This is a genomic window from Pseudoduganella namucuonensis, from assembly GCF_900116645.1.
Classification (GTDB): domain Bacteria; phylum Pseudomonadota; class Gammaproteobacteria; order Burkholderiales; family Burkholderiaceae_D; genus Rugamonas; species Rugamonas namucuonensis.
This window is the reverse complement of the sequence record NZ_FPBO01000008.1, coordinates 74,156-96,340: the sequence shown is the minus strand read 5'-3', so window position 1 is coordinate 96,340 and position 22,185 is coordinate 74,156. Positions and strand designations below refer to the sequence as shown.

Below are 22,185 nucleotides of genomic sequence, written 5' to 3'. Positions count from 1 at the left end.
GACAAGGCGGAGTCCCCGGCCCCACCATTGCGCGCGTGCGCCGAGCCCGCGAGCGCGATGCGGATCGGCAATTTGTCCGAATGTCGCGCCTGACACCGATGTTATTATGACAACCTTGTGGCGCGGTGGATGGCGAGGCGCCGCCGTAGGCGGCGTGCCGGTACGGCGAGGGCCCCTTCGGCGCGAGGTGGTCCCGCGGCGTCATGGGGCGGCGGAGACGCCCGGCGCCGCCCTCAGGAGGCCGCCTGCGCCGGCAGCGGACGCGCTTCCAGCGCCGGCGCCGGCGGCAAGCCCGTGACCGACAGGATCTCCTTCTCGTCCAGCGTTTCCCTGGCCAGCAACGCGCGCGCCAGCGCGTCCAGTTCCCGCCGGTGCAAGCGCAGCAGGCGCGTGGCCTCGGCGTGGCAGTCGCCGATGATGCCCTGCACCGCGAGGTCGACGCGGCGCGCCGTCTCGTCGCTGAAGGGCCGGTCCGCCCCGAAGGCCAACCGGCCGCCCAGGTAGGGGCTCTGGCGCGGCGCCAGCTGCACCATGCCCAGTTCGTCACTCATGCCCCACCGGGTCACCATGTTGCGCGCCAGTTCCGTGGCCTGCTCGATGTCGTTTTCGGCGCCGGTGGTGCGCGTGCCGTACACCAGTTCCTCCGCGACGCGCCCGCCCAGCATGCCCACGATGCGGGCCCGCAGATACGCTTCCGGATAGTTGTAGCGGTCGGTCTGCGGGCGCTGGTAGGTCACGCCCAGCGCCTGTCCGCGCGGCACGATCGTGACCCGGTGCACGGGGTCCGCGCCCGCCACCACCAGGCCCAGGATCGCGTGCCCGCTCTCGTGGCAGGCGATGCGCTCGCGGTCGGCCTCGCTCAACAGGATGGGCCGTTCGGGTCCCAGCACGATCTTCTCCAGCGCGTCCATGAAATCCTTCTGGCGCACGCCGGCCTGTTCGCGCCGCGCCGCCAGCAGCGCCGCCTCGTTGACCAGGTTGCGCAGGTCCGCGCCCGACAGGCCCGGCGTGGCGGCGGCCAGCTCGGCCAGGCTGGCGTCCTTCGCCAGCGGCACCTTGCGCACATGCACACCGAGGATGGCCTCGCGTCCGTTCTTGTCGGGAAGATTGACGACCACGCGCCGGTCGAAGCGGCCCGGCCGCAGCAGCGCCTTGTCCAGCACGTCCGGCTGGTTGGTCGCGGCCAGCACGATGATGCCTTCGCGGCTGGAGAAGCCGTCCATCTCGGTCAGGATCTGGTTCAGCGTCTGTTCCTGCTCGCTGGCCCCGCCGAGCGCCAGCTGGCCGCGCGCGCGGCCGATGGAGTCGAGCTCGTCAATGAAGATGATGGCGGGCGCGTGCTCGCGCGCCTGCCTGAACAGGTCGCGCACGCGCGCCGCGCCGACGCCCACGATCATCTCGACGAACTCGGCCGCGCTCATGGAAAAGAAGGGCACGCCCGCCTCGCCGGCCACCGCCTTGGCCAGCAGCGTCTTGCCGGTGCCGGGCGAGCCGATCAGCAGCACGCCCTTGGGCGCGGCGCCGCCCAGGCGGGTGTATTTGCCGGGGTCCTTCAAGAAGTCGACGATCTCCACCAACTCGTTCTTCGCCTCGTCGATGCCGGCCACGTCGTCGAAGGTGACGCGCTCGGCCCGCTCCTGGTCGTAGCGGCGCGCCTTGCTCTGGCCGATCCCGAACAGGGAACCGCCGAGGCCGCCGCCCTGCTGCGCGGCGCGCCGGTAGAGCCAGAAGTAGAAGCCGATGAGCAGCAGCGCGGGACCGAATCCAAACAGCAGGGTGCCCAGGGCGCCGCGGGCCTGCGGCGACTCCGCGCTGATCTCGACCCTGTGGCCGATCAGGAACTGCTCCAGGCCGGGGTCGACGAAGGCCGGCAGCGTGGTCTTGAACACCCGCGCGCTGCGGCTGGGCGCCGGCGGCGGGGCCCCGGGGAGGACGCGGGCGGCCGCGTCCTCCCGGCCCTGGGACGGCGGCGGCCAGGTCAGCGGCGACGCGAAACTCCCCTCGAGGATCTCGCCCTGGCTGTAAATCGATTTGACGTTGCCCTTCGCCACCTCCTGCTTGAACACCGTGTAGGGGATGGTGACCGGCGTGTCCGCCCCGGGGAAGTAGGTCTTCATGACGAGGTAGTTGACCAGCAGGGCGATCGCGAACATCAGCCAGACCTTACGCGGTGGCAACTGATCCTGCGGAGGCGCGCCGGGGGCGCCCGGCCACGGCTTGTTCGGCGTGGCCGGCTTGGGTGCCGGCGGGAAGTCCTTGCGCTTCATATGACGGTTGGGCAGCGCTTCCCGCGTTTAGTTCACCCCTTTTCATCCGGGCGCGCGGGCGGCCGGCGAGCGCGATGCGGGACGGCAACTTGTCCGAATGTCGCGCCTGACACCGATGTAATTATGGCAACTTGAGGGCGCGGCGGATGGCGGCGGAGACCAGTTTCCAGGACGGCGAGCCGGAGGCGACTTCGTCGTAGTGGCCGCCGCCGGGCAGCAGGATCACTTCGGCGCTGTCGCCGGCGGCCCGCGCGCGGCGGGCGTAGTCTCGCGCCACCCGCGGCGGCGAGACCGTGTCCAGCTCGCCCGTGATCAGCGCGGTGTGGACGCCGGCCGGCAACAGCTCGGCCGGCGAGGTGTCGGAAAACACGTCGGGCCGCGACGCGCCGGGCGCGCCCGTCAGCTGCGCCATGTCGCGCGCGCAGCTGGTCTTGATCAGCTTTTCCTCGCGGCGCAGGTCGGCCAGCCCGCCCAGGCTGATCACCTGCGGGATGGGCAGCGGCGCCGCGCGGTACGCCGGGCTGCCCGCCGGCAGCTTGTGGCGCGACGCGGCCCATTGCGCCAGGTGCCCCCCCGCCGAATGGCCGACCGCCACCACCCGCGCCAGGTCCAGCTTGTGCGCGGGCGCGGCCTCGCGCAGCCGGTCCACCGCCGTCGCAACGTCCTGGTACATGCCGGGATAGCCGCCGCCCTCCTCGTCCACCCGCCGGTATTCGACGTTCCACACGGCGATGCCCTGCCTGGTCAGATTCCCCGCCATGTCGCGCATCTGTTCCATGCCGCCGAAGTGCACGGTCCAGCAGCCGCCGTGGATCAGGATCACCACCGGGAACGGCCCCTCGCCGGCGGGCTTGAACAGTTCGACGAATTGCGACGGCGCGCCGCCATAGGCGATGCGCAGGTCCGGCGCGGGGCCGGTCAGCGCGAGGTAGTCCTGCAGCGTCATGGGGGCGGCGGAGGCGCCCGCGCCGCCGGCGATGGCGGCGGCGAAGACGGTCTTGCGGAGTTTCTTCAGCATGCGCGTGGTCCTGGGAAACGGGGGAAGGCGCAGCATACCGCGCCCTCCCCCGCCTGTCATCCACGCCCGCTTAGAACTTGTAGCTGGCCCGCGCGTAGTAGTAGCCGCCGTTGATGCCGAACGGCGAGAACGAGGGATAGATCGTCACCGCCGAGTTGTCCAGGTTGGCGCGGTACACGGCCAGCAGCGCCGGGTTCACCTGGTCCGGGTACTTGTTGAACAGGTTGTTGGCGCCGCCCGACAGGGTCCAGCCGTTGGCCATGCGGTAGCTCAGCTCGAGGTCGGTGGTGGCGGTGGCGCCGATCTCGTTCTTGAAGAATTCGGCGCCGTCCGACGACTGCCATTCGGACGATTTGCCGTAGATGGATTCGCGCAGGTTGACGGTCCACGCGCCCTTCTTCCACAAGGCGCCCAGGTTCAGGCGCATCTTCGGCGACGCGGTCTCCAGGTGCGAGATGGCGGTCTTGTCGAGCAGGGTTTGCGGCCGCAGCTGCGCCGGCGCCTGGTTGATCTTCATGACCTCCACCTTGTTGTAGTTGGCCGCCGCCGACCAGTCCACCCGCCCCCAGTCGCCGTAGCTGCTGTTCACCGTGGCCACGAACTCCAGCCCGCGCGAGCGCGTGTTGACGGCGTTGGTGAAGATGTTGATGCCGGTCTGCACCACCGTCGGGTCCAGCGTGTTGCCGTTGGCGAGGATGGCGGCCGTCACCGCCGGCGAGTTGTCGGCGCCGCCGGAGCCGTACAGCGAGCCGCTGCCGACGATGCGGTCGCGGATCGTGATCTGGTAGGCGTCCAGCGTCAGCGCGACGTTGCTGGCGGGGTTCAGCACCAGGCCGGCGCTGAAGTTGGTGGACTCCTCCGGCTTCAGGCCGTTCACGCCGACCAGCGCGGCGCCGGGCGAGTTCGGCGCCAGCTGCACGAAGGCGCTGCGCGGCGAGACGTTGGTGGCCGAGTAGTACTGCTCGGCCAGCGTTGGCGCGCGGAAGCCGTTGCTGACGGTGCCGCGCAGCGCGAAGGCCGGCGTGAAGTCGTAGCGGCTGGTGATCTTGCCGACCTTGGCGTTGCCGAAGTCGCTGAAGTGCTCGTAGCGCGCGGCCAGGTCCACCGTCAGCGCCTCCACCGGGTGGGCGATCACGTTGGCGTACACCGCCTTGTTGTTGCGGTCATGCTTGCCGGCGTCGGTCAGCGAGAAGCCGGGATAGGACTGCGAGCCCTCCTTGTAGCGCGCGTACCGGTCGCCGGCCTGGATCTCGTACTTGTCCACGCGGTGCTCCAGGCCCAGCGCGAAGGTCAGCGGCCTGGCCCAGCCGACGTGCACGTCGCGGCTGAAGTCCAGGTTGTTGGTCCACTGGCTGGCGATGAAGGCGCCGGCGGAGAACACGGTCGGCGTGAAGCCGGTGTCCTGGTACAGCGAGACGTTGGCCGAATCCTCGACGCCGATTTCGGCCTTGTCGCGGCCGTAGGTGGAGCTCAGGTCCCAGTTCCACGCGCCCAGCTTGCCCTTGACGCCAGCGGTGAGGGCGTAGTCCTGGTCCTTCATGGTTTCCTTGGGGCTGAAGCCCAGCGGATAGACCTGCGGCAGGCGGTTCGGCATGCGGTAGTTCTCGAAGGCGCGCGCCTCCTTGCGGCCCACGGTGCCGAAGGCGTAGACGGCGGTGTCGTCGTCGATGTCGTAGCCGGCGTTCACGCCGAACACGGTGAGATGGTATTGCGCGTCGCCCGAGATCTTGTTCAGGTTGGGATAGCCGGCCGCCTGCAGCAGCGGCATCGCGGCCAGGTTGGCGCGGTCCGTCACGCGCGGGTCGATGCCGCCGCGGTTGCTGAAGCCGTGGTACTTGGTCTCGGCCGAGAGGCTGACGAAGGCCTTGTCGAAGGGCTCGAAACCGACGTTGCCCATGGTGTCGGCGGTGCGGCCGCCGCCGTCCGCGTAGCCGCCGCCGTTGACGTTGAAGGTGCCGCCCTTGGTGTTGGACTTGAGGATGATGTTGATCACGCCGGCGATGGCGTCGGTGCCGTACTGCGCGGCGGCGCCGTCCTGCAGCACCTCGATGTGGTCGATCATCGCCACCGGGATGTAGCTCAGGTCCGCCGCCGCGCCGCCCTGGTACGGCCCGCCCAGCACCGCCAGGTTGGAGGTGCCGTGGCGGCGCTTGCCGTTGACCAGCACCAGCGTGTTGTTCGGGCTCAGGCCGCGCAGGCGGGCCGACAGCGTCAGGTTGGCGGTGTCGCCGCCGAAGGCCTGGGCGGTGAAGGACGGCAGGTTCTGCGCCAGCGCCTGCACCAGGTCCGGCTGGCCGGTGCGCTGCATCGAGGCCGAGTCCAGCAGCTGGATCGGCGAGGCGCTGTTCTCCACTTTCAGGCCGCTGGCGCGGGTGCCGGTCACGATCACGGCGCCGGCCGACGACGGCGTGGCGGCGGCGGCTCCCGCCACGGCCTCCGCCTGCGCCTCGTCCGGCGCCGCGGCGCAGGCCAGTCCCGAATACACCACCAGGATGGCGGCCGCGCATGCTTTGAGTTGAGCCTTGTGCATATGGATATCCCTTCAGATCTGTTATTTTTGGATGCTTACTTTTGGACGCGTTATTTTTTCGCGGCCACGACTTCGATTTCCACCAGCCAGCCCGGCACGTTCAGCGCCGCCACCTGCATCACCGCGCGCGCCGGCAGGTTGGGCTGCGCGCCGCCGAAGAACTGGGTGTAGGACTCCATGAAGCCCTTCACGTCGGCGCGCCCGCCCTTGGCCGGATCGCCCACCAGGAACACCTGCATCTTCACCACGTCGCCCATGGCCAGGCCCATGCCCTTGAGGATCTCGTCTATCTTTTTCAGCACGCCCATGGTCTGGGTCTTGGTGTCGCCGTAGGCGGCGATGGAGTCCGGCGCCGCGGCCTTGTCCACCACCGGCGGCACCTGGCCGCTGATGAAGTGGATGGTGGCCGACGGCGGCACGCTCACCGCCTGCGCGATGGGGAAGTCGGAACCGGGGATCTTGTGGCGGACGATCTCCGCGGACTGCGCCTGCGCGGTGGAGGCGATCAAGGCCATCACGCCCGGAACCAGCAGGCTGGCCGCGTTCAATACCAAATTCTTCTTCATGTGTGTCCTTAGTGTTTGTTCGACATTTGCCCACTGGCGTGTCGCTGCGCGCCGAGCTGGCCGCGCAACGCCGCTACCGCTTCCGCGCCCACTGGCGCGGCCTTGTTGCCCCATGCCCCGCGCGCGTAACTGAGCACGGAGGCGATCTCCTCGTCGCTCAGGCTGCCGCTGAAGTCCGGCATGCCGCCCCGTCCCTGCAGCAGCACGGCCACCGGTTCCCCCGGCGCGCCCTGCACCAGCGGATTGCCCGCCAGCGCCGGGAAGGCGCCCGGTATGCCCTTGCCGCTGGCCTGGTGGCAGGCCGCGCAGTTCTTCATGAACAGCGCCTTGCCGTCGGCCCCCTGGGCCCATGCCGGCAAGGGCGCGGCGGCGCCGGCCGCGTAGGCCAGCGCCATGAACCACGCCGGCAACGCCGCCAGCCAGGCCGGCGGCGCGGCCCGTTTCGGATGGTGCGCGCGGCTCATGCGCTGGCCCTTTCATGGATGCGCGCCAGCTGCTGCCAGGCCGATTCGATGGCGCCGGCCTGCCAGCCCGTCAGGTAGCTCAGGTGCTCGCCGGCCAGCAGCACGCGGCCCTCGCCCTCCAGCAGCTTCGGATAGGCGTTCTTGCGGCTGTCGTCGTTCCAGTCGGCCCAGCCGCCCAGGTTGTATTGCACGCGGTGCCAGGCCACGGAGAAGGCGCTGTCGAACGACTCGCGGTAGGCCGGGAAGATCTTTTCGCCGGCGGCCAGCGCGAAGTCGGCGCGCTCTTGCGGCGTCATCGCGCTCACCTCGATGGCGGCGGTCTGGTAGTTGTAGTAGCCCAGCAGCACCCCCTTCTTCTTCTGCCAGCCGGACGAGGGCAGCGAGATGGTGTTGATGCCCTTGATGTCGGTGAGCACGTGGCCGCCGTAGATCTGGTCGTCCTCCTCCCAGAAGCGGCGCTTCATCTGCAGGCCGATCTTGCCCACCGGCGCGTAGGCCACCTGCTTGATGGCGGCCTTGAACCCGGGCGAGAAGTCGGTGTCGACCATGCGCAGCACTGATAGCGGTATCGTGCACAGGCAAAAATCGGCCGTCACAGATTGCAGCTTGCCGCTCGCCGTGTCCTTGTAGGTGACGGTGACGTTGTTCTCGCCGTGGCGCAGGCTTTGCACCTCGGCGCGGTAGCGGATGTGGCGGCCGACGCGCTTCTCGAAGGCCTTGGCGATGCGGTCCATGCCGCCCACCGGCTGGAACATGGTGTTCTGCATGGGGAAGTCCTGCACCGCGCTGTAGACGTTGCCGACGCGGGACGCCAGCAGCTCCTTGAAGCCCAGCGGATCGGACGCGGCGCCCGGTCCCGGCGTCATGCCCGCGCCGGGATTGACGGCGTAGCCGCGGCCGCTGCGGCCCTTGTAGCGCAGGTCGCCCGCGTCGAGCTGGCCCTCGTGCGCCAGGTAGTCGAGCAGCAGGCGCTTGTCGTCCACGCTCAGTTGCTGGTCCAGCTGGTTGTCCTTGACGCTCTTGGCCAGCAGCTCGGCCACGTGGCCGCGCATGTCGGCTTTGATCTGCGCGGGACGCAGGCGCTGGCGGGCCAGCGGTCCGCCGTTCTCCAGGTAGACGATGGAATGGTCGTTGTCGTTGACCATCACCTCCAGGGGCACCTCGAACAGGCGCGTGTAATGCAGGGTGGACTGGTGGTGCAGCGGGATGCGCCACGGCCCGTGGTTGATGTACTGTCCCTCGTCGAAGCGGCAGCGCTGCTCCTCGCCGCCCAGCTCCGTCAGCGCGAAGCCCTTGCGGGCGGTCTGGCAGCGCCCGCCCGCGAAGTCGCGCGCCTCCAGCACCCGCACCTCGTAGCCCAGCTTGCCCAGCTCGTAGGCCGCCGTCATGCCGGCCAGGCCGGCGCCCAGTATCACGACCTTCCTGCCCTTGCCGCTGCCGCTCAAGGCCGGCGGCTCGGAAGTGCGCGACGCGATGCCCATGCCCCAGGCACTCATCGTGTTCAACATCAGTCCCGTGCCCCCGACGGCGGCGGCCCGGTACAAGAAATCTCTCCTGCTGATCATCGACAACCTCCTTTAAGTGGTACCCCTCCCTTCTAGCAATCGGCGTGCCAATAAAACATAAATGAATAATTCATTATGGAATTAAATTGTGTGGATTCATGCCCGGAAATCAATCTTGATTCCGGGCGACGCGCACGCGTAAGTGGTCCGGGGCAGGGGCCGGGCGCGAGCCGCCGCGCGGGCGACGGACTTTATTCGGGGATCAACTACTGTATTTTTCGGCGCGGCGTCTTGCGCGCGCGCAAAGCAAATCAGCCCCGTGCGGGGGCTGATTTGGCTGATCGCGGAGATGGTGCGGTTTTGACGCGCCGCACCAGGACGATGCGGGGACTAGCTGGCGAGCGCCGCCACCATGAGGCCGAAGTGGGTGGCCGGCAGTTGCGGCTGATGGGGCGCCACCAGCGTCGCCACCGGCAGGTGGCAAACCTCGGCGGCCGACAGCCGGCGGTGCGCGCTGCTTTCCTCCGTCAGGTGGCAGGCGTGGAAGTGCATGGGCGCGTGCGGGTCCAGCAGGTAGACCATGTCCAGGCTGGAGGCGTCCACCGCCACCTTCACCGGCCACTGGCCGCGCTGGCGGGCGCGCTCGAACCACTGCTCCTGCTCCGCGCGCGCGCAGCTGTAATACAGGCCGTTCAGGCAGATGCCGTCGGCCGTCACGGTGGCCTCGTCCACCGGCAGCAGGCAGCAGCGCACCAGGTCCTCCGCCTGCTGCTTCAAGGCCGAGCCGCGCTGCGCCAGGCCCCAGTCCCACAACTGCTTGGGCGTGCAGCCGTCGGCCTGGCGCTCGTGGTTGTAGTGCAGCAGGCTGTCGATGACGAGGCGGGTGAACTGTTCCAGGTCCAGCACCGCGTCCAGGCGTCCGCACCCGCCCGGAGTGGGGGTGGGGGCGGGCTGCTGGAGCAGGTCGAAACGCCGCGCCAGCTGCGCGCGCCATGGCGCCGCGTGGGCGACCGAGGCGTCGCACGCCAAGGCCTCGCCGGCCGCCGGGATTTGCGGCGCCGGCGTGACCAGACTGCGCACGTTGAAGTTGTTCAGCAGCGCCTCGTCGTCGGCGCCGGCGGCCAGCGCCGCGTCGGCGAACAGCAGATTGGGCAGATGCTGCACCGGCCAGAGCTCGGGCGCGATGTCGCGGCCGAAGCGCAGGCAGTAGCGGCGCTTGTCGGCGGCGGCGTTGGCCAGCGCCAGCAGCGCGTGCGGCCAGCACGGCGCCTCCATGCCCACGTAGACGCCCGCCGCCATGCCGCTGAAGACATCGGTGGCGACATAGACCACGGGACGGCCGATGACCTGGGCGCGGTCGGCGCGCGACACCAGCCGCACGTCCGGCTGCGCCGCCTCCAGGCGGAAGGCGGTGCCGGGCCGGCCCGGGCGCGCCACCATCGTCGCGGCGTCGAGCGGCGGCGCCGGCCGCGGCGCCGCCAGCGTGCGGTCCTGGTCCAGCCAGTAGTTGAACTGGCCGAAGGTCGGCAAGCCATCCACCGGCTCCATGCGCTGCACGCGCTGGGTGGCGGGATCGACGCGGCGCTCGGTGAAGAAATCGCGCAGCATCTGGCTGTAGGCGGTGCGGCGCTGGAACGGCAGGCTGGTGGCGGCGTGGCGCGTGGCGGCCACGCGGAACACGCGGCGCATGGCCTCGTCCACGTTCACGCCGGGCGGCGTGCCGGCCTTGCGCGGACGGCCGCGCTGCACGCCCTCGGAGACCGCGCGGATCTTGCCGCGGCCGCCGGAGTTCGAATAATCGGGCAGCAGGGCGTTCGGCGTCTGGCCGCGCTGCCAGTAGCGGCGCAGGTAGCGGTACACGGTGGGATGCGACACGCCATGGCGGCGCATGCACTCGAGCACCAGCTGGCCGCGCCGGCGCGGCTCGTAGATGGCCGGCTCCAGCGCCACCAGCTCGCGCACGATGTTCCAGGCGCGGGCGCGCAGCTGCAGATGCTTCTGCGGCAGCAGTTCCTGGTTCATCGCGACCACATAGGGATCCTCGGCCAGCACGCGCGCGCGGCCGGAGGCCAGGTCGGCCTCCAGCATCGGCAGGCGCGCCAGTTCGGCGTCGGTGCCCCGGGCCAGCACATCGAAGACATAAGCGACCGTACACGCAGCGTCTATCCACAACACGCGGATGACTTTGCGATTCGGCCCGGCGTATTCAAGCAGATCGTTACGGGATATCACAGCGCCCCTCGCAAGACAGGAAAATGAAGCTGTCTATGCAAGTTCCGGGCCACCCCTCCAGCAAGCGCGTTTCCCCAGTGACGGCCGGCGCCGCGCCCCATTTACGACGCACCGCAACAAAGCAGCGCACCGCCACCGTGCACGAATTATCAAAAACACATCGGTGTCAGGCGCGACATTCGGACATTTGACTCGGCGTCCCCGTCCGAATGTCGCGCCTGACACCGATGTGGTGGGGGAAATAAAAAGGAGCCTGGCGGCTCCTTTGGTCTCACTTCTTGGACTTATTTACCGAACTTGCCCGGCTTTTTGGCGGGCTTGCCCGCCGGCGCGGCCTTGGGCGGGGTGTGCTTGCCGGACTCCGGCGGCATGGCGTCGGCGTGGCTGATGCGCAGCTGCTGGCCGCCCACCCACACCTTGCCCAGGTGCTGGAAGATGTCGTCCGGCATGCCGTCCGGCAGCTCGACCATGCTGTGGTCGTCGAAGATCTCGATGCGGCCGATGTACTTGGCCTCCAGCCCCGCCTCGTTGGCGATGGCGCCGACGATGTTGGACGGCGTCGCCGCGTGCTTGCTGCCCACCTCGATGCGGAAGGCGCTCATCGGCAGCGTGACCTTGTTCTTTTCCTTCTTTTTCTTCTTGGCGGCTTCGGCGCTGTCGAACACGGGTTCGTCGTCGTCCGGCTTGGCGGACAGCTGCGGCTCGCGCTTCGGTTCGCGTTTCGGCTCGGGACCGGACTCGGCGCGCACCTCGGCGCGCGGCTCCGGCTTGGCCTTCTTCGGCGCCGCGGGCGCGCGCGCCGGGGCGGCGGCGGCCGGCGCGGGGGCGCCGTCACGGCGCAGGCGCATCGCCTGGCCGGCCACGCGGATGCCTTGCAGGTGCTCGATCAGGTCCGGCGGCAGGTCGTTCGGCATGTCCAGCACCGAGTAGTCGTCGTAGATCTCGATGCGGCCGATGTGCTTGGAGTCCACGCCGCCCTCGTTGGCGATGGCGCCGACGATGTTGCCCGGCTTGACGCCGTGCTGGTAGCCCACTTCGATGCGGTAGGTCTGCATGCCCGGCTCGGATTCGCGGATGACGCGTTCCTTTTTCGGGAAGGCGCGCTCGCCGCGGTCCGGACGGTCGGGACGGTCGAAGCGGTCGCCGCGGTCGAAACGGTCCGGCCGGTCGCCGCGGTCGGGACGCTCGGCGCGCTCGGGACGCGGCTTGCCGTCCTCGTGCCAGCCGGTTTCCTTCTTCTTGTCCAGCAGCAGGGACTTGCCGCCGCGCGCCATCATGGCCAGCGCCGCCGCCACCTCCACCGCCGGCACGTTGTGTTCGCGCTCGTAGTCCTCCACCAGGCCCATGAAGTGTTCCAGGCCGCCCTTGGCCAGGGTCTCGGTGATCTCGTCCTTGAAGCGGGCGATGCGCACGTCGTTCACGGCCTGCAGCGACGGCAGTTCCATCACGCTCACCGGCTGGCGCGTGGCGCGCTCGATGGCCTTCAGCAGGTTGCGCTCGCGCGGGGTGATGAACAGGATCGCCTCGCCGCTGCGGCCGGCGCGGCCGGTGCGGCCGATGCGGTGGGTGTAGCTTTCGGGATCGTGCGGCACGTCGTAGTTGACCACGTGGCTGATGCGCTCCACGTCCAGGCCGCGGGCGGCGACGTCGGTGGCGACCAGGATGTCGATCTTGCCCTCCTTCAGCTGGCTGATGGTGCGCTCGCGCGCGGCCTGCTGCATGTCGCCGTTGATGGCGGCGGCCGAGAAGCCCCGCGCGTTCAGGCGCTCGGCCAGTTCCTCGGTGCCCATCTTGGTGCGGGAGAAGATGATCATGCCGTCGAACGGCTCGGCCTCCAGGATGCGGGTCAGCGCGTCCAGCTTGTGCATCCCGCTCACCAGCCAGTAGCGCTGGCGGATGTTCTCGGCGGTGCCGGTCTTGGAGGCGACGGTCACCTCGGCCGGGTTGCGCAGGTAGGTGTTGGCGATGCGCTTGATCACCGACGGCATGGTGGCCGAGAACAGCGCGGTCTGGCGCGAGTCCGGGGTCTCCTGCAGGATGCGCTCGACGTCGTCGATGAAGCCCATGCGCAGCATCTCGTCGGCCTCGTCCAGCACCAGCGTCTTCAGCTTGGACAGGTCCAGCGAACCCTTGTCCAGGTGGTCGATCACGCGGCCCGGGGTGCCGACCACGACGTGCACGCCGCGGCGCAGCGCCGACAGCTGCGGGCCGTAGCTCTGGCCGCCGTAGATCGGCAGCACGTGGAAGCCGGGGATGTAGGCGGCGTAGCGCTGGAAGGCCTCGGCCACCTGGATCGCCAGTTCGCGGGTCGGCGCCAGCACCAGCGCCTGCGGCGCGGTCAGCTTGGTGTCGATGCGCGACAGGATGGGCAGCGCGAAGGCGGCGGTCTTGCCGGTGCCGGTCTGGGCCTGGCCCAGCACGTCGCGGTTGTCCAGCAGGTAGGGGATGGTGGCGGCCTGGATCGGCGATGGCGCCTCGTAGCCGACTTCCTTCAGGGATTTGATCAGGGCCGGACTCAGGTCGAGGTCCGTAAACAGGGGACCGGCGGGGGGGATTGCGTTTTCAGGTGTTCCAGACATGGCGTCACTCACAGTTAATGTTCGAATCGCCCAATGCGAAACAAAAGCGCTAGTTTACTCTGTCTGGCGCGCGCACGCGAATTCCGGCCCCGTTTTGTATCCCATAATCAATATAACCGTTATCGCACGACACCCGGATTCAGCGGGCGAAACGCAGGGCATGATGGGGCTCCAACAAGGAGACACCGATGAACCTGCCAATGAATGTCATCTTCCGTCCACAGTTCAGCGAAGAGCAAGCCGCCGTGATGGACCCGATCAAACAATACATCGAGGGCCACGCCCGCGACGACGCCTCCTTCATGCGCCAGGCCTTCCTGCCGAGCGCGCACATCGAGTCCATCCGCGAAGGCGTCTTCACATCCTGGCCGCTGGACGTGTACTGCCAGCGCTTCAAGGGCGCGCCCGCCGCCGACGAGGCCGAGCGCCAGCGCATCGTCGACTGGATCGACGTCAAGGGCAACGCCGCCTGCGCGCGCCTGCGCCTGATCCACGGCGCCACCACCTTCACCGACTACTTCGTGCTGCTGAAAACCGCCGACGGCTGGAAAATCGCCAACAAGGCCTTCCACGGCGAAGCCACCGAAGACTAGGCCTCAGGCGGGCTGAGCCCCATTGGGGGCCAGGCCCCAAATGGGGCTCAGCCCGCTTCCACGATACGCTCCAAGGGGAGTAAGATGGCCGCTCCGCGCCTCCTGCCGGGAGGGCGCGGAACTCTGTCAACCCGAACATTGGAGCAGCAATGCGCGCAGTAACACACCTTGCCACGCGACTTACCCCCCTGGCGTGCGCCGCCGGCCTTACCCTGGCCATGGCGTCGTCGACCGTTTTCTCCCCCCTGGCCCAGGCCCAAACCATACGCGAAGCCCCGCTGCGCGCCCACCTGTCGTTCCTGGCGGACGACCTGCTGGAAGGGCGCGGCACCGGCCAGCGCGGCGGCGACCTGGCGGTGCGCTACCTGGAAACCCAGGCCGCGCTGATCGGCCTGCAACCCCTGCCCGGCGGCGGCTACCGCCAGCCGGTGCGCTTCGAGGGCACCAAGCTGCTGCCAGGCAGCTCGGTGACCTTCCGCGCCGGCGACGCGCGCCTGTCGCCCATCATCGGCCAGGGCATCGTGTTCGGCACGGGCAGCGGCAAGGCCGCCCTGAGCTTCGACGCGCCGCTGCTGTTCGTCGGCTACGGCGTCTCGGCGCCGGAGGAGAAGTGGGACGACTACAAGGGCCAGGACGTGAAGGGCAAGATCCTCGTGATGATGGTGAACGACCCGCAGCCCACCGCCGAGGAGCCGAACCGCTTCGCCGGCAAGGCCTACACCTACTACGGCCGCTGGCTGTACAAGTTCGAGGAGGCGGTGCGCCGCGGCGCCGCGGGCGCGCTGCTGATCCACACCACGCCGTCGGCGTCCTATCCATGGAGCGTGCCGGCCAATGGCTTCAGCCACGAGCGCTTCCACCTGAACGGCGCGGGCAACAACATCGAGGGCTGGCTGCACGAGGACACCGCGCGCGACCTGGTGGGCGCCTCCGGCTTCGATCTGGACGAACTGCGCCGCCGCGCCGAGAGCCGCGACTTCCAGCCGGTGGACCTGAAGGCCAGCGCCCACGTGGAGCTGCGCAGCACCATCCGCCAGGTGGAGCAGTTCAACGTGGCCGGCATCGTGCCGGGCACCGATCCCAAACTGAAGCAGGAAGCGGTGATCTACTCCGCGCACTGGGACCACCTGGGCATCGACGAGGGCGTGCGCCGCGACGACAAGACCGACCACACCTACAACGGCGCCATCGACAACGCCTCCGGCACCGCCGCGCTGCTGGTGATGGCGGCGGAGGCGGTCAAGCGTCCCGCCAAGCGCACCCAGATCTTCCTGTGGCCGGCGGCCGAGGAGCAGGGCCTGCTGGGCAGCGCCGCCTACGTGGCCCATCCCGCCTGGCCCCTGGACAAGACCAGCGCGGACCTGAACCTGGACAGCATGAACTTCGCCGGCCGCACCAGGGACATCGGCGTGGCGGGCGCGGAGCGCAGCTCGCTGTACGAGACCGCCGGCCAGGTGGCGAAGAAGATGGGCCTGAAGCTGGCGCCGGCCATCCCGGACATCTCGGGCGCCTACTTCCGCGCCGACCACTTCAACTTCGCCAAGGCCGGCATCCCCGCCTTCAACGTGGGCTCGGCCGTGTTCTCGGGCGACGGCCACTTCGAGTTCGAGAAGGACCAGAAGGCCAACAGCGACACGCTGGTGGCCTTCAAGAAGGACTACCACCAGGTGACCGATGAGTACCGCCCGGGCTGGGATTTGTCCGGCATGGTGCAGCAGGCGCAGTTCACGCTGAACCTGGGCTACGCGGTGGCCAACGCGCCCGCCATGGCCAGCTTCAAGAGCAGCGACCCGTTCTCCAAAGTGAAGCGCTGATCCCCCTCTGTGGCTATCCGCCGACACTCCCGTCGGCCGGGCGGCGGGCTATATTTCTTTAAGGGAAATACGCTTGCTGCCCTATTCTTTTCATACTAACCTTCACTACGCCCTTCTTTTTCCCATAATCATGAAGACTTTGTTGCTTGCAGGAAGCATATCACTGGCTCTTGCAACCGCAGCGATACCGCACGCCCGGGCGCAGGAGGGTTCGCCCGAGCCGGAACAGCGCTTCGACATCGCCCGCTTCGACGTCGCCGGCAACACCCTGCTGGCGCCGGAGCGCGTGCAGGCGCTGCTGGCGCGGTTCACGGGAAAACAGCGCAACTTCGCCGACGTGCAGCGCGCCCTGGAGGCGCTGGAGGGCGCCTACCGCGCTGATGGCTACGGCACCGTGCAGGTCGAACTGCCGGAGCAGGAAGCCACCTCCGGCGTGGTGCGGCTGAACGTGGTCGAAGTGCGCATCGGCGCCGTGCGCGTGACGGACAACACCCACTTCGGCACCGACAACGTGCTGCGCGGCCTGCCCGCGCTGCGGACGGGACACGCGCCCAATCTGCGCCGCCTGTCCGAGAACGTGCAGCTGTCCAACGAGAACGGCGTCAAGCTGGTGGAGGTGACGCTGGCCGCCGGCGAGGCCGAAAACACGGTGGACGCCAAGGTCCGCGTGACCGACCGCAGCCCGCACCAGGCCGGCCTGTCCATCGACAACTCCGGCACCGACGCCAGCGGCAAATGGCGCACCGGCGTCTCCTACCAGTACGCCAACCTGTTCGACCGCGACCACACCGCCAGCCTGGCCTACACCACCTCGCCGGACAGCCCGGACGGCGTCACGGTGCGCAACTACAGCGTCGGCTACCGGCTGCCGCTGTACGACTGGGGCGACAGCGTGGATTTCATCTTCGGCAAATCCAGCTCGAACACGCCCAGCTCCACGCCCACGCTGGGCGGTGCGCTGAACATCGTCGGCAAGGGCGACGTGTTCGGTCTGCACCTGAACCACAACTTCGCGCGCGCGGGCGAAACCACCAGCCGCCTGGTGCTGGGCCTGGACTACAAGTTCATCGACGCGCGCTGTTCCACGGTGGACGGCCAGCCGGTCAGCATCGAACCGCCCACGCCGCCCATCGCCGCCTGCGTGCCGTACAAGGTGACGCCGCTGAGCGCCACCTATTCAAGCTCCACCCGCGGCGGCGCGGCGCAGACCGACTACAGCGTGGGCCTGGCGGTGAACCTGCCGCGCGGCGCGCGCTACACCAACATCACGGGGCGCACCGACCGCTATTCCTACCTCACCTCCGGCAACCGCGACACGCGCGACCGTTTCATCGTGCTGCGCGGCGGCGCCAGCCACCTGCGCGGTTTCGCGAACGACTGGCAACTGCGCCTGGCGGCGTCCGGCCAGTATTCGTTCCAGCCCATGGTGACGGCCGAGAACACCGGCCTGGCGGGCGCCTACACGGTGCGCGGCTTCGACGAGCGCGCGCTGTCGGCCGACAGCGGCGCGGTGGCCAACGCGGAGCTGTACACTTACGACATTGGCGCCGCCAACGGCTGGAACGCCAGCGTGCGCGGCCTGCTGTTCATCGACGCCTCGCGCGGCTGGAACCGCGCCGCGCGCGCGCCGGTGCCGGCCGCGGTGTCGGCCAGCAGCGCCGGGCTGGGATTGCGCGCCAGCGTCGGCCGGCACGCCAACCTGCGCATGGATGTGGCGCGCGTCATCCACGCCGGCCAGCGCGAGGCCGCCGCGGCCGGCGCCGCCGGCGGCGACTATCGCGCGCATGTGTTCCTGACATTGGGATACTGAAGATGAAGACCACACTCCCCCGGCAATCGAACCGCGGCCCGCGCCTGCCCGCGCTGCCGGCGCTGCTGGCGCTATCGGCCGCGCTGGCGTCCGGCGGCGCGTGCGCCGCGCCCGGCGACATCGTGGCGCAGGTGACCCACCTGGCCGGCGTGCTGACCGTGAAGCGTCCGGACGGCTCGACCAAGTTCATGAACGTGAAGTCGCAGGTGATGGAGGGCGATGTGCTGAACACCGGCGAGGAGGCCTTCGCCCGCCTGAAGTTCATCGACAGCTCGGAGATGGTGCTGCGGCCCAATTCGGTGCTGAAGATCTCCGAATTCACCTTCCGCCAGCCGGACCCGAAGGGCGACAAGATACGGATAGAGATGCTCAAGGGCGGCTTCCGCGCGGTGTCCGGCATGGTGGGCAAGCGCAACCGGGAGGCCGTCAGTTTCAGCCTGCCGACGGCCACCATCGGCATCCGCGGCACGCACCTGGGCGCGCTGTTCTGCCAGAACGATTGCGGCGGCGTGCCCACGCCGACCGGCCAGACCCCGGACAACGGCCTGCACGTGGACGTGGCGGCGGGCGCGGTGGTGGTGACGCCGAACCAGGCGCCGGGTTTGGCGCCCTCGGCAACGTCGCCGTCGCCGGCCACCGTGCTGAACGCCGGCCAGTTCGGCTACCTGCCGCCGCCGCGGAACGGCGTGCAGCCGCCGCTGGTGCTGGTGCCGCCCGCCCAGGCGGTGCAGGTGCGGATGCCGGCGTCGATCAGCCAGAACGCGCCGGCCGGCGGCGCCACCGGCAAGACCTCCGACCCGGAGTGCGTGGTTCAATAAAACCACCGGCAAAGACCGGGGTCAAGCCGGTGGTTCTAAGCGGCGGTGTAGCCCGCCATCGCCGCGCGCACGCCGGCTTCCCACTCGTGGGGGTCGGGCTCGTACAGGTAGGCCGGCGCCAATTCCGGCAGCCCCTCCAGCGGCCCCTCGCGCCGGTACAGGAACACCGTGGTCCACGCCACCGTCTGCGACGGAAACTGCTCCACCAGCCTGAAGGCCGGATGCCGCAGCGGGAAGGTGGTGGTGCTGACCAGGCATCCCTCCGGCACGCCGCGCGCCAGCTTCTCGCCCAGCTTGTCCATCAGCGGCGCGAAGCAGGTGCTGTAGACGAACACCAGGCTGGCGTCGCCGACGTCGGCCTCGAACATGTCCTGTTCAATGAAACGCACCCGCTCCCGCATGTCCAGCACGTGGCGGGCGCTCGCCACGCCGCCGTGGCCCAGGGCCAGCGGCTCGTCCGGCGCCGGCGGCGCGGGCAGCGCGGCCAGCGCCTGCTCGCCCGCGTCCAGCATGGCGGCGAAGCGCCGCAGCGCCATGCGGTGCCGGTAGCCCAGCAGCTCCACGCCGGTGCAGCGCGCGAACGGGAACGCCAGCGCCGCCGACATCACCACCTTGCCCAGGCCGCTGCCCAGGTCGTACATCGCCCCGCCCGGCCGCACGTGCGGCGCGATCGCGGCGAAGTAGTTGTCCAGTTCATGCGGCTTGAATTCGCCGTAGATCAGGCGCCCGTCGTCGATCAGCCACTGCCGCAGTTCCTCGTCGCCGACGTCCTCCAGCGCCCTCCCGTCCGCGCCCCCCTCGTCCGCCGGCAGCAGGCCGTGGCGCTGCACGCCGGCCGGCACGGCGCCGATGATGAGTTTGCGGAAGGGCCGCAGGCGTTCGATCAGGTAGTCTTGCCGTGCCCGGTCGCGGTAGCAGCGCCGCAGCGCCAGGCCGATCTCGACGAAGCGGCCGAACGGCGTGCCGTCCCCCTGCTCCAGCAAGGCGCGCAGGTGGTGCTCGCCGTCCTGGATGTGTTCCCGCATCGCCGCCAATACGCGTTCCGCTCCCGCCATGGTGCCCTCCCCCGGGTCTCCGTGTTAAGTCGCCTGGCCGGCGGTGCGCTCCGCGCCGGCATGTTCCAAATCGCCGAAAAGGCCGTCGTTGTCGCGCAATACCGCCTCCAGGGCGGCGGCGGGCAGCGGACGGCTGAAGTAATAGCCCTGCATCTGCTGGCAGCCGTGCTGGCGCAGGAAGGCGAGCTGCTCCCGCGTTTCCACGCCCTCGGAAATCACCTCCAGGCCCAGGTTGGCCGCCAGCGCGATGATGGTGGTGACGATGGCCGCGTCGTCCGGGTCCACCGTCAGGTCGCGCACGAAGGTCTGGTCGATCTTCAGCACGTCCACCTCGAAGCGCTTCAGGTGCGCCAGGCTGGAATAGCCGGTGCCGAAATCGTCGATGGCCAGCTGCACGCCCAGCTTCTTCAATTCGTGCATGACGGCGATCGCGTGCTCGACGTCGCTCATCACCTGGCTCTCGGTCAGTTCCAGCTCGATGCAATGGGGCGGCACGCCGGTGGCCGCCAGCACGTCCGCCACCGACTGCACGAAGTCCTGCTCGGCCATCTGCCGCGCCGAGACGTTGACCGCCACCCGCAGGTCGCGGCGGCCGTCCGCGCGCCAGGCCATCAGCTGCTCGCAGGCGGTGCGCAGCACCCAGGCGCCGACCGGCAGTATCAGCCCGGTCTCCTCGGCCAGCGGGATGAAGCGGTTGGGCGCCACCATGCCCAGCTCCGGATGCTGCCAGCGTATCAGCGCCTCCAGGCCGACGATGCGGCCGCTGGCGATGTCCACCTGCGGCTGGTAGTGCAGCACGAATTCGCGCCGCTCCAGCGCCGTGCGCAGCGCGTTCTCGATCAGCATGCGCTCGCCCAGGCGTTCGTTCATGGCGGCCGTGTAGAACTGGTAGTTGTTGCCGCCCATTTCCTTGGCGCGGTACATGGCGATGTCGGCGCGCTCCATCAGCGGCCCGGTCTCGGCGCTGTCCTCGGGATAGACGGCGATGCCGGCGCTGCAGGTGAGGAACAGCTCCTGGCCGTCGATGTGCAGCGGCGCGGCCAGGCAATCCAGCACGCGCTGCACCTGGTCGGCGCGCGGCGTCAGCGAGCCCTGCTCGGGCAGCAGCATCAGCGCGAACTCGTCGCCGCCGATGCGCGCCACCGTGTCCACCGGCCGCAGCGCCAGCTGCAGCCGCTCGCCCACCGCCCGCAGCAGCCGGTCGCCGCCCTTGTGGCCCAGGCGGCTGTTGGTGAACTTGAAGCGGTCCAGGTCGATCGACACCACCCACAGCCGGTGGCCCTTGCGCGACGAGTGGGTGATGGTCTGGTGCAGCCGGTCCTGCAGCAGCACGCGGTTGGGCAGACCGGTCAGCGCGTCGTGCGTGGCCTGGTGGCGCAGCTCGGACTCGTAGGCCTTGATGGCCGTGATGTCGTGCTGGAAGCAGACGAAGTGGGTCACCCCGCCATGCTCGTCGCGCACCGGGGAGATGTGCAGCTCGTTCCAGAACATGGCGCCGTCCTTGCGGTAGCAGCGCACCACGGCGTGGCCGTCGCGCTGCTCGCGGATGGCGGCGCGCACCTCCGCCACGCCGGGCTGGTCCAGGTCGTCGCGGTACAGCGCGCGCGGGCTCCGGCCCAGCATGTCGGCGCCGCCGTAGCCGGTCAGGCGCTCGAACGCGGGGTTGACGTAGACGGTGGGGTTGCCCGGCAGCGCGGCCGTGATGATGATGGCGTTCACGCTCGATTCGATGGCGCGGTCGCGCAGCAGCATTTCGCGGTTCAGTTGCTTGAGCTGGGCGGTGCGCTCGTCCACGCGGCGCTGCACGTCGTGGTTGCGCGAGGCCAGCGTGTTCACGTAGGCCGCGCCCAGCACGCTCAGGATGGCGCCCAGCCCCAGCGTGAAGATGGACGCCAGGTGGTCTTCCACGAGCGCGCCGCCGGGCTGGCGCGCCACCATCAGCCAGGTCTTGCCGGCCACGTCGAAGGGCTGGGCGACGCGCTCGCCGGACGTCGGGTACAGCCAGCCGGGCAGCGTGTCGCGCGCCGGCGCCGCGGGCGGCGGCGCATGGAACACCAGCTTGTCCGGACTCTCGCCGGCGGCGGCGTAGACGCGCAGGTCCATGCCGGCGTGGCCGGCCATCCTGGCCTGGCCGGCCGCGTGGAGGCTGGCGATCATGTCGGACGGGCGCAGCACGGCGGCGGTCTCGCCCTCGAGCGCGGCCAGGCGCGCGTCGCTGCCGTCCAGCGCCGCGCCGTGGCGGTACACCGGCATCGAGACGACGACGCCGACGCGCGGCGCCGGTCCCTGCGCCAGCCGCACCAGATCGCTGGCGGAGGGCTGGCCGGTGGCGTAGGCGCGCGCGCGCGCGGCCTCGTCGTGCACGGGATAGGCGGTGTCCAGCCCCAGCGCGGCCTCGTTGCCGGCCAGGGGCACCACGTAGTCGACGACCCGGTAGCGCGGACGCGCGCCGGCGGGCACCGGCCGGCCGTCGCGCAACTCCGTCACCACCGTGCCCGGCAGCAGGCGCGCCATGTCGGCCTCGAAGGCGGCGCGCTCGGCATGCGACAGCAGGCGCAGGTGGCTGATGCCCTGGATATACGGATGTTGCCGCAGGATGGGGCGGGTGAACAGCTCGAATTCCTTGCGGCTGACGTGCTCGCGGCTGGCGAACAGCTGGTTGACGGAGCCCACGCTGGCGATCGCGCCGCCCACGCCCTGCTGCAGCTGGAACAGGCGCGCGCCGGCGCGCTGCTGGAAGGCGAGCGCGACCTTGTCGTGCTCCAGCCGGCTCACGCCGGAAAACAGCAGCGCCGTGACACCCAGTCCGGACAGCAGCGCCAGCGCCATGGGGCGGTACCTGGCCAGCCGGCGCCTGGACGGCGCGGTGGGGGCGGAAGGGAAAACGGCGCTAATTGGGGTCACCCGTTGTCGATACGGTAAAGGTTCAAGAGT

The 22,185-nt window shown here is 69.5% G+C and carries 14 protein-coding genes; 4 read left to right on the top strand and 10 right to left on the bottom strand.

The window, feature by feature from the left end:
* Nucleotides 1-233 precede the first annotated feature (233 nt).
* The 8 genes from ftsH to BM436_RS10895 all read right to left on the bottom strand — a co-directional run bounded on the left by ftsH (nt 234) and on the right by BM436_RS10895 (nt 13,161).
* Nucleotides 234-2,267 carry an ATP-dependent zinc metalloprotease FtsH gene (gene ftsH / locus BM436_RS10930; RefSeq protein WP_093555554.1) on the bottom strand — a complete coding sequence of 678 codons (2,034 nt, stop codon included), beginning with the start codon at nt 2,265-2,267 and terminating at the stop codon, nt 234-236.
* 121 nt (nt 2,268-2,388) lie between these two features.
* Nucleotides 2,389-3,285 carry an alpha/beta hydrolase gene (locus BM436_RS10925; protein WP_093555553.1) on the bottom strand — a complete coding sequence of 299 codons (897 nt, stop codon included), beginning with the start codon at nt 3,283-3,285 and terminating at the stop codon, nt 2,389-2,391.
* Between the two features lie 70 nt (nt 3,286-3,355).
* Complete coding sequence (locus BM436_RS10920) at nt 3,356-5,815, bottom strand: TonB-dependent receptor plug domain-containing protein (RefSeq protein WP_093555552.1); 2,460 nt, start codon at nt 5,813-5,815, stop codon at nt 3,356-3,358.
* Nucleotides 5,816-5,865: 50 nt separating this feature from the next.
* The gene (locus BM436_RS10915; protein ID WP_093555551.1) at nt 5,866-6,381 is read right to left on the bottom strand and encodes a RidA family protein; all 516 of its coding nucleotides are present in this window, start codon (nt 6,379-6,381) and stop codon (nt 5,866-5,868) included.
* A gap of 8 nt (nt 6,382-6,389) precedes the next feature.
* The gene (locus BM436_RS10910) at nt 6,390-6,845 is read right to left on the bottom strand and encodes a c-type cytochrome (protein ID WP_229489924.1); all 456 of its coding nucleotides are present in this window, start codon (nt 6,843-6,845) and stop codon (nt 6,390-6,392) included.
* The gene (locus BM436_RS10905; RefSeq protein WP_093555550.1) at nt 6,842-8,410 is read right to left on the bottom strand and encodes a flavin monoamine oxidase family protein; all 1,569 of its coding nucleotides are present in this window, start codon (nt 8,408-8,410) and stop codon (nt 6,842-6,844) included. The genes BM436_RS10910 and BM436_RS10905 overlap by 4 nt, the downstream gene beginning before the upstream one ends.
* A gap of 330 nt (nt 8,411-8,740) precedes the next feature.
* Nucleotides 8,741-10,480: a TnsB C-terminal domain-containing protein gene (locus BM436_RS10900; RefSeq protein ID WP_093555549.1), complete on the bottom strand. Its 1,740-nt coding sequence runs from the start codon at nt 10,478-10,480 to the stop codon at nt 8,741-8,743.
* A gap of 386 nt (nt 10,481-10,866) precedes the next feature.
* Complete coding sequence (locus BM436_RS10895; RefSeq protein ID WP_093555548.1) at nt 10,867-13,161, bottom strand: DEAD/DEAH box helicase; 2,295 nt, start codon at nt 13,159-13,161, stop codon at nt 10,867-10,869.
* Between the two features lie 188 nt (nt 13,162-13,349).
* Here BM436_RS10895 and BM436_RS10890 point away from each other — a divergent pair, with 188 nt between their 5' ends.
* The 4 genes from BM436_RS10890 (at nt 13,350) to BM436_RS37025 (ending at nt 18,196) form a co-directional block, all read left to right on the top strand.
* Nucleotides 13,350-13,754 carry a nuclear transport factor 2 family protein gene (locus BM436_RS10890; protein WP_229489916.1) on the top strand — a complete coding sequence of 135 codons (405 nt, stop codon included), beginning with the start codon at nt 13,350-13,352 and terminating at the stop codon, nt 13,752-13,754.
* A gap of 149 nt (nt 13,755-13,903) precedes the next feature.
* A complete protein-coding gene (locus tag BM436_RS10885; RefSeq protein ID WP_093555547.1) occupies nt 13,904-15,568 on the top strand; it encodes a M28 family peptidase in 1,665 nt (554 codons plus the stop codon).
* Nucleotides 15,569-15,710: 142 nt separating this feature from the next.
* Nucleotides 15,711-17,378, top strand: coding sequence for a ShlB/FhaC/HecB family hemolysin secretion/activation protein (locus tag BM436_RS10880; RefSeq protein WP_177307112.1), 1,668 nt, complete (start codon nt 15,711-15,713; stop codon nt 17,376-17,378).
* Between the two features lie 2 nt (nt 17,379-17,380).
* Nucleotides 17,381-18,196, top strand: a complete 816-nt coding sequence (locus BM436_RS37025; RefSeq protein ID WP_177307110.1) for a FecR family protein — start codon at nt 17,381-17,383, stop codon at nt 18,194-18,196.
* Between the two features lie 35 nt (nt 18,197-18,231).
* Here the strand turns inward: BM436_RS37025 and BM436_RS10870 are convergent, their stop codons facing one another.
* Complete coding sequence (locus BM436_RS10870) at nt 18,232-19,251, bottom strand: class I SAM-dependent methyltransferase (protein WP_093555545.1); 1,020 nt, start codon at nt 19,249-19,251, stop codon at nt 18,232-18,234.
* 24 nt (nt 19,252-19,275) lie between these two features.
* A complete protein-coding gene (locus tag BM436_RS10865) occupies nt 19,276-22,155 on the bottom strand; it encodes a bifunctional diguanylate cyclase/phosphodiesterase (RefSeq protein WP_307665094.1) in 2,880 nt (959 codons plus the stop codon).
* Nucleotides 22,156-22,185: the final 30 nt, after the last annotated feature.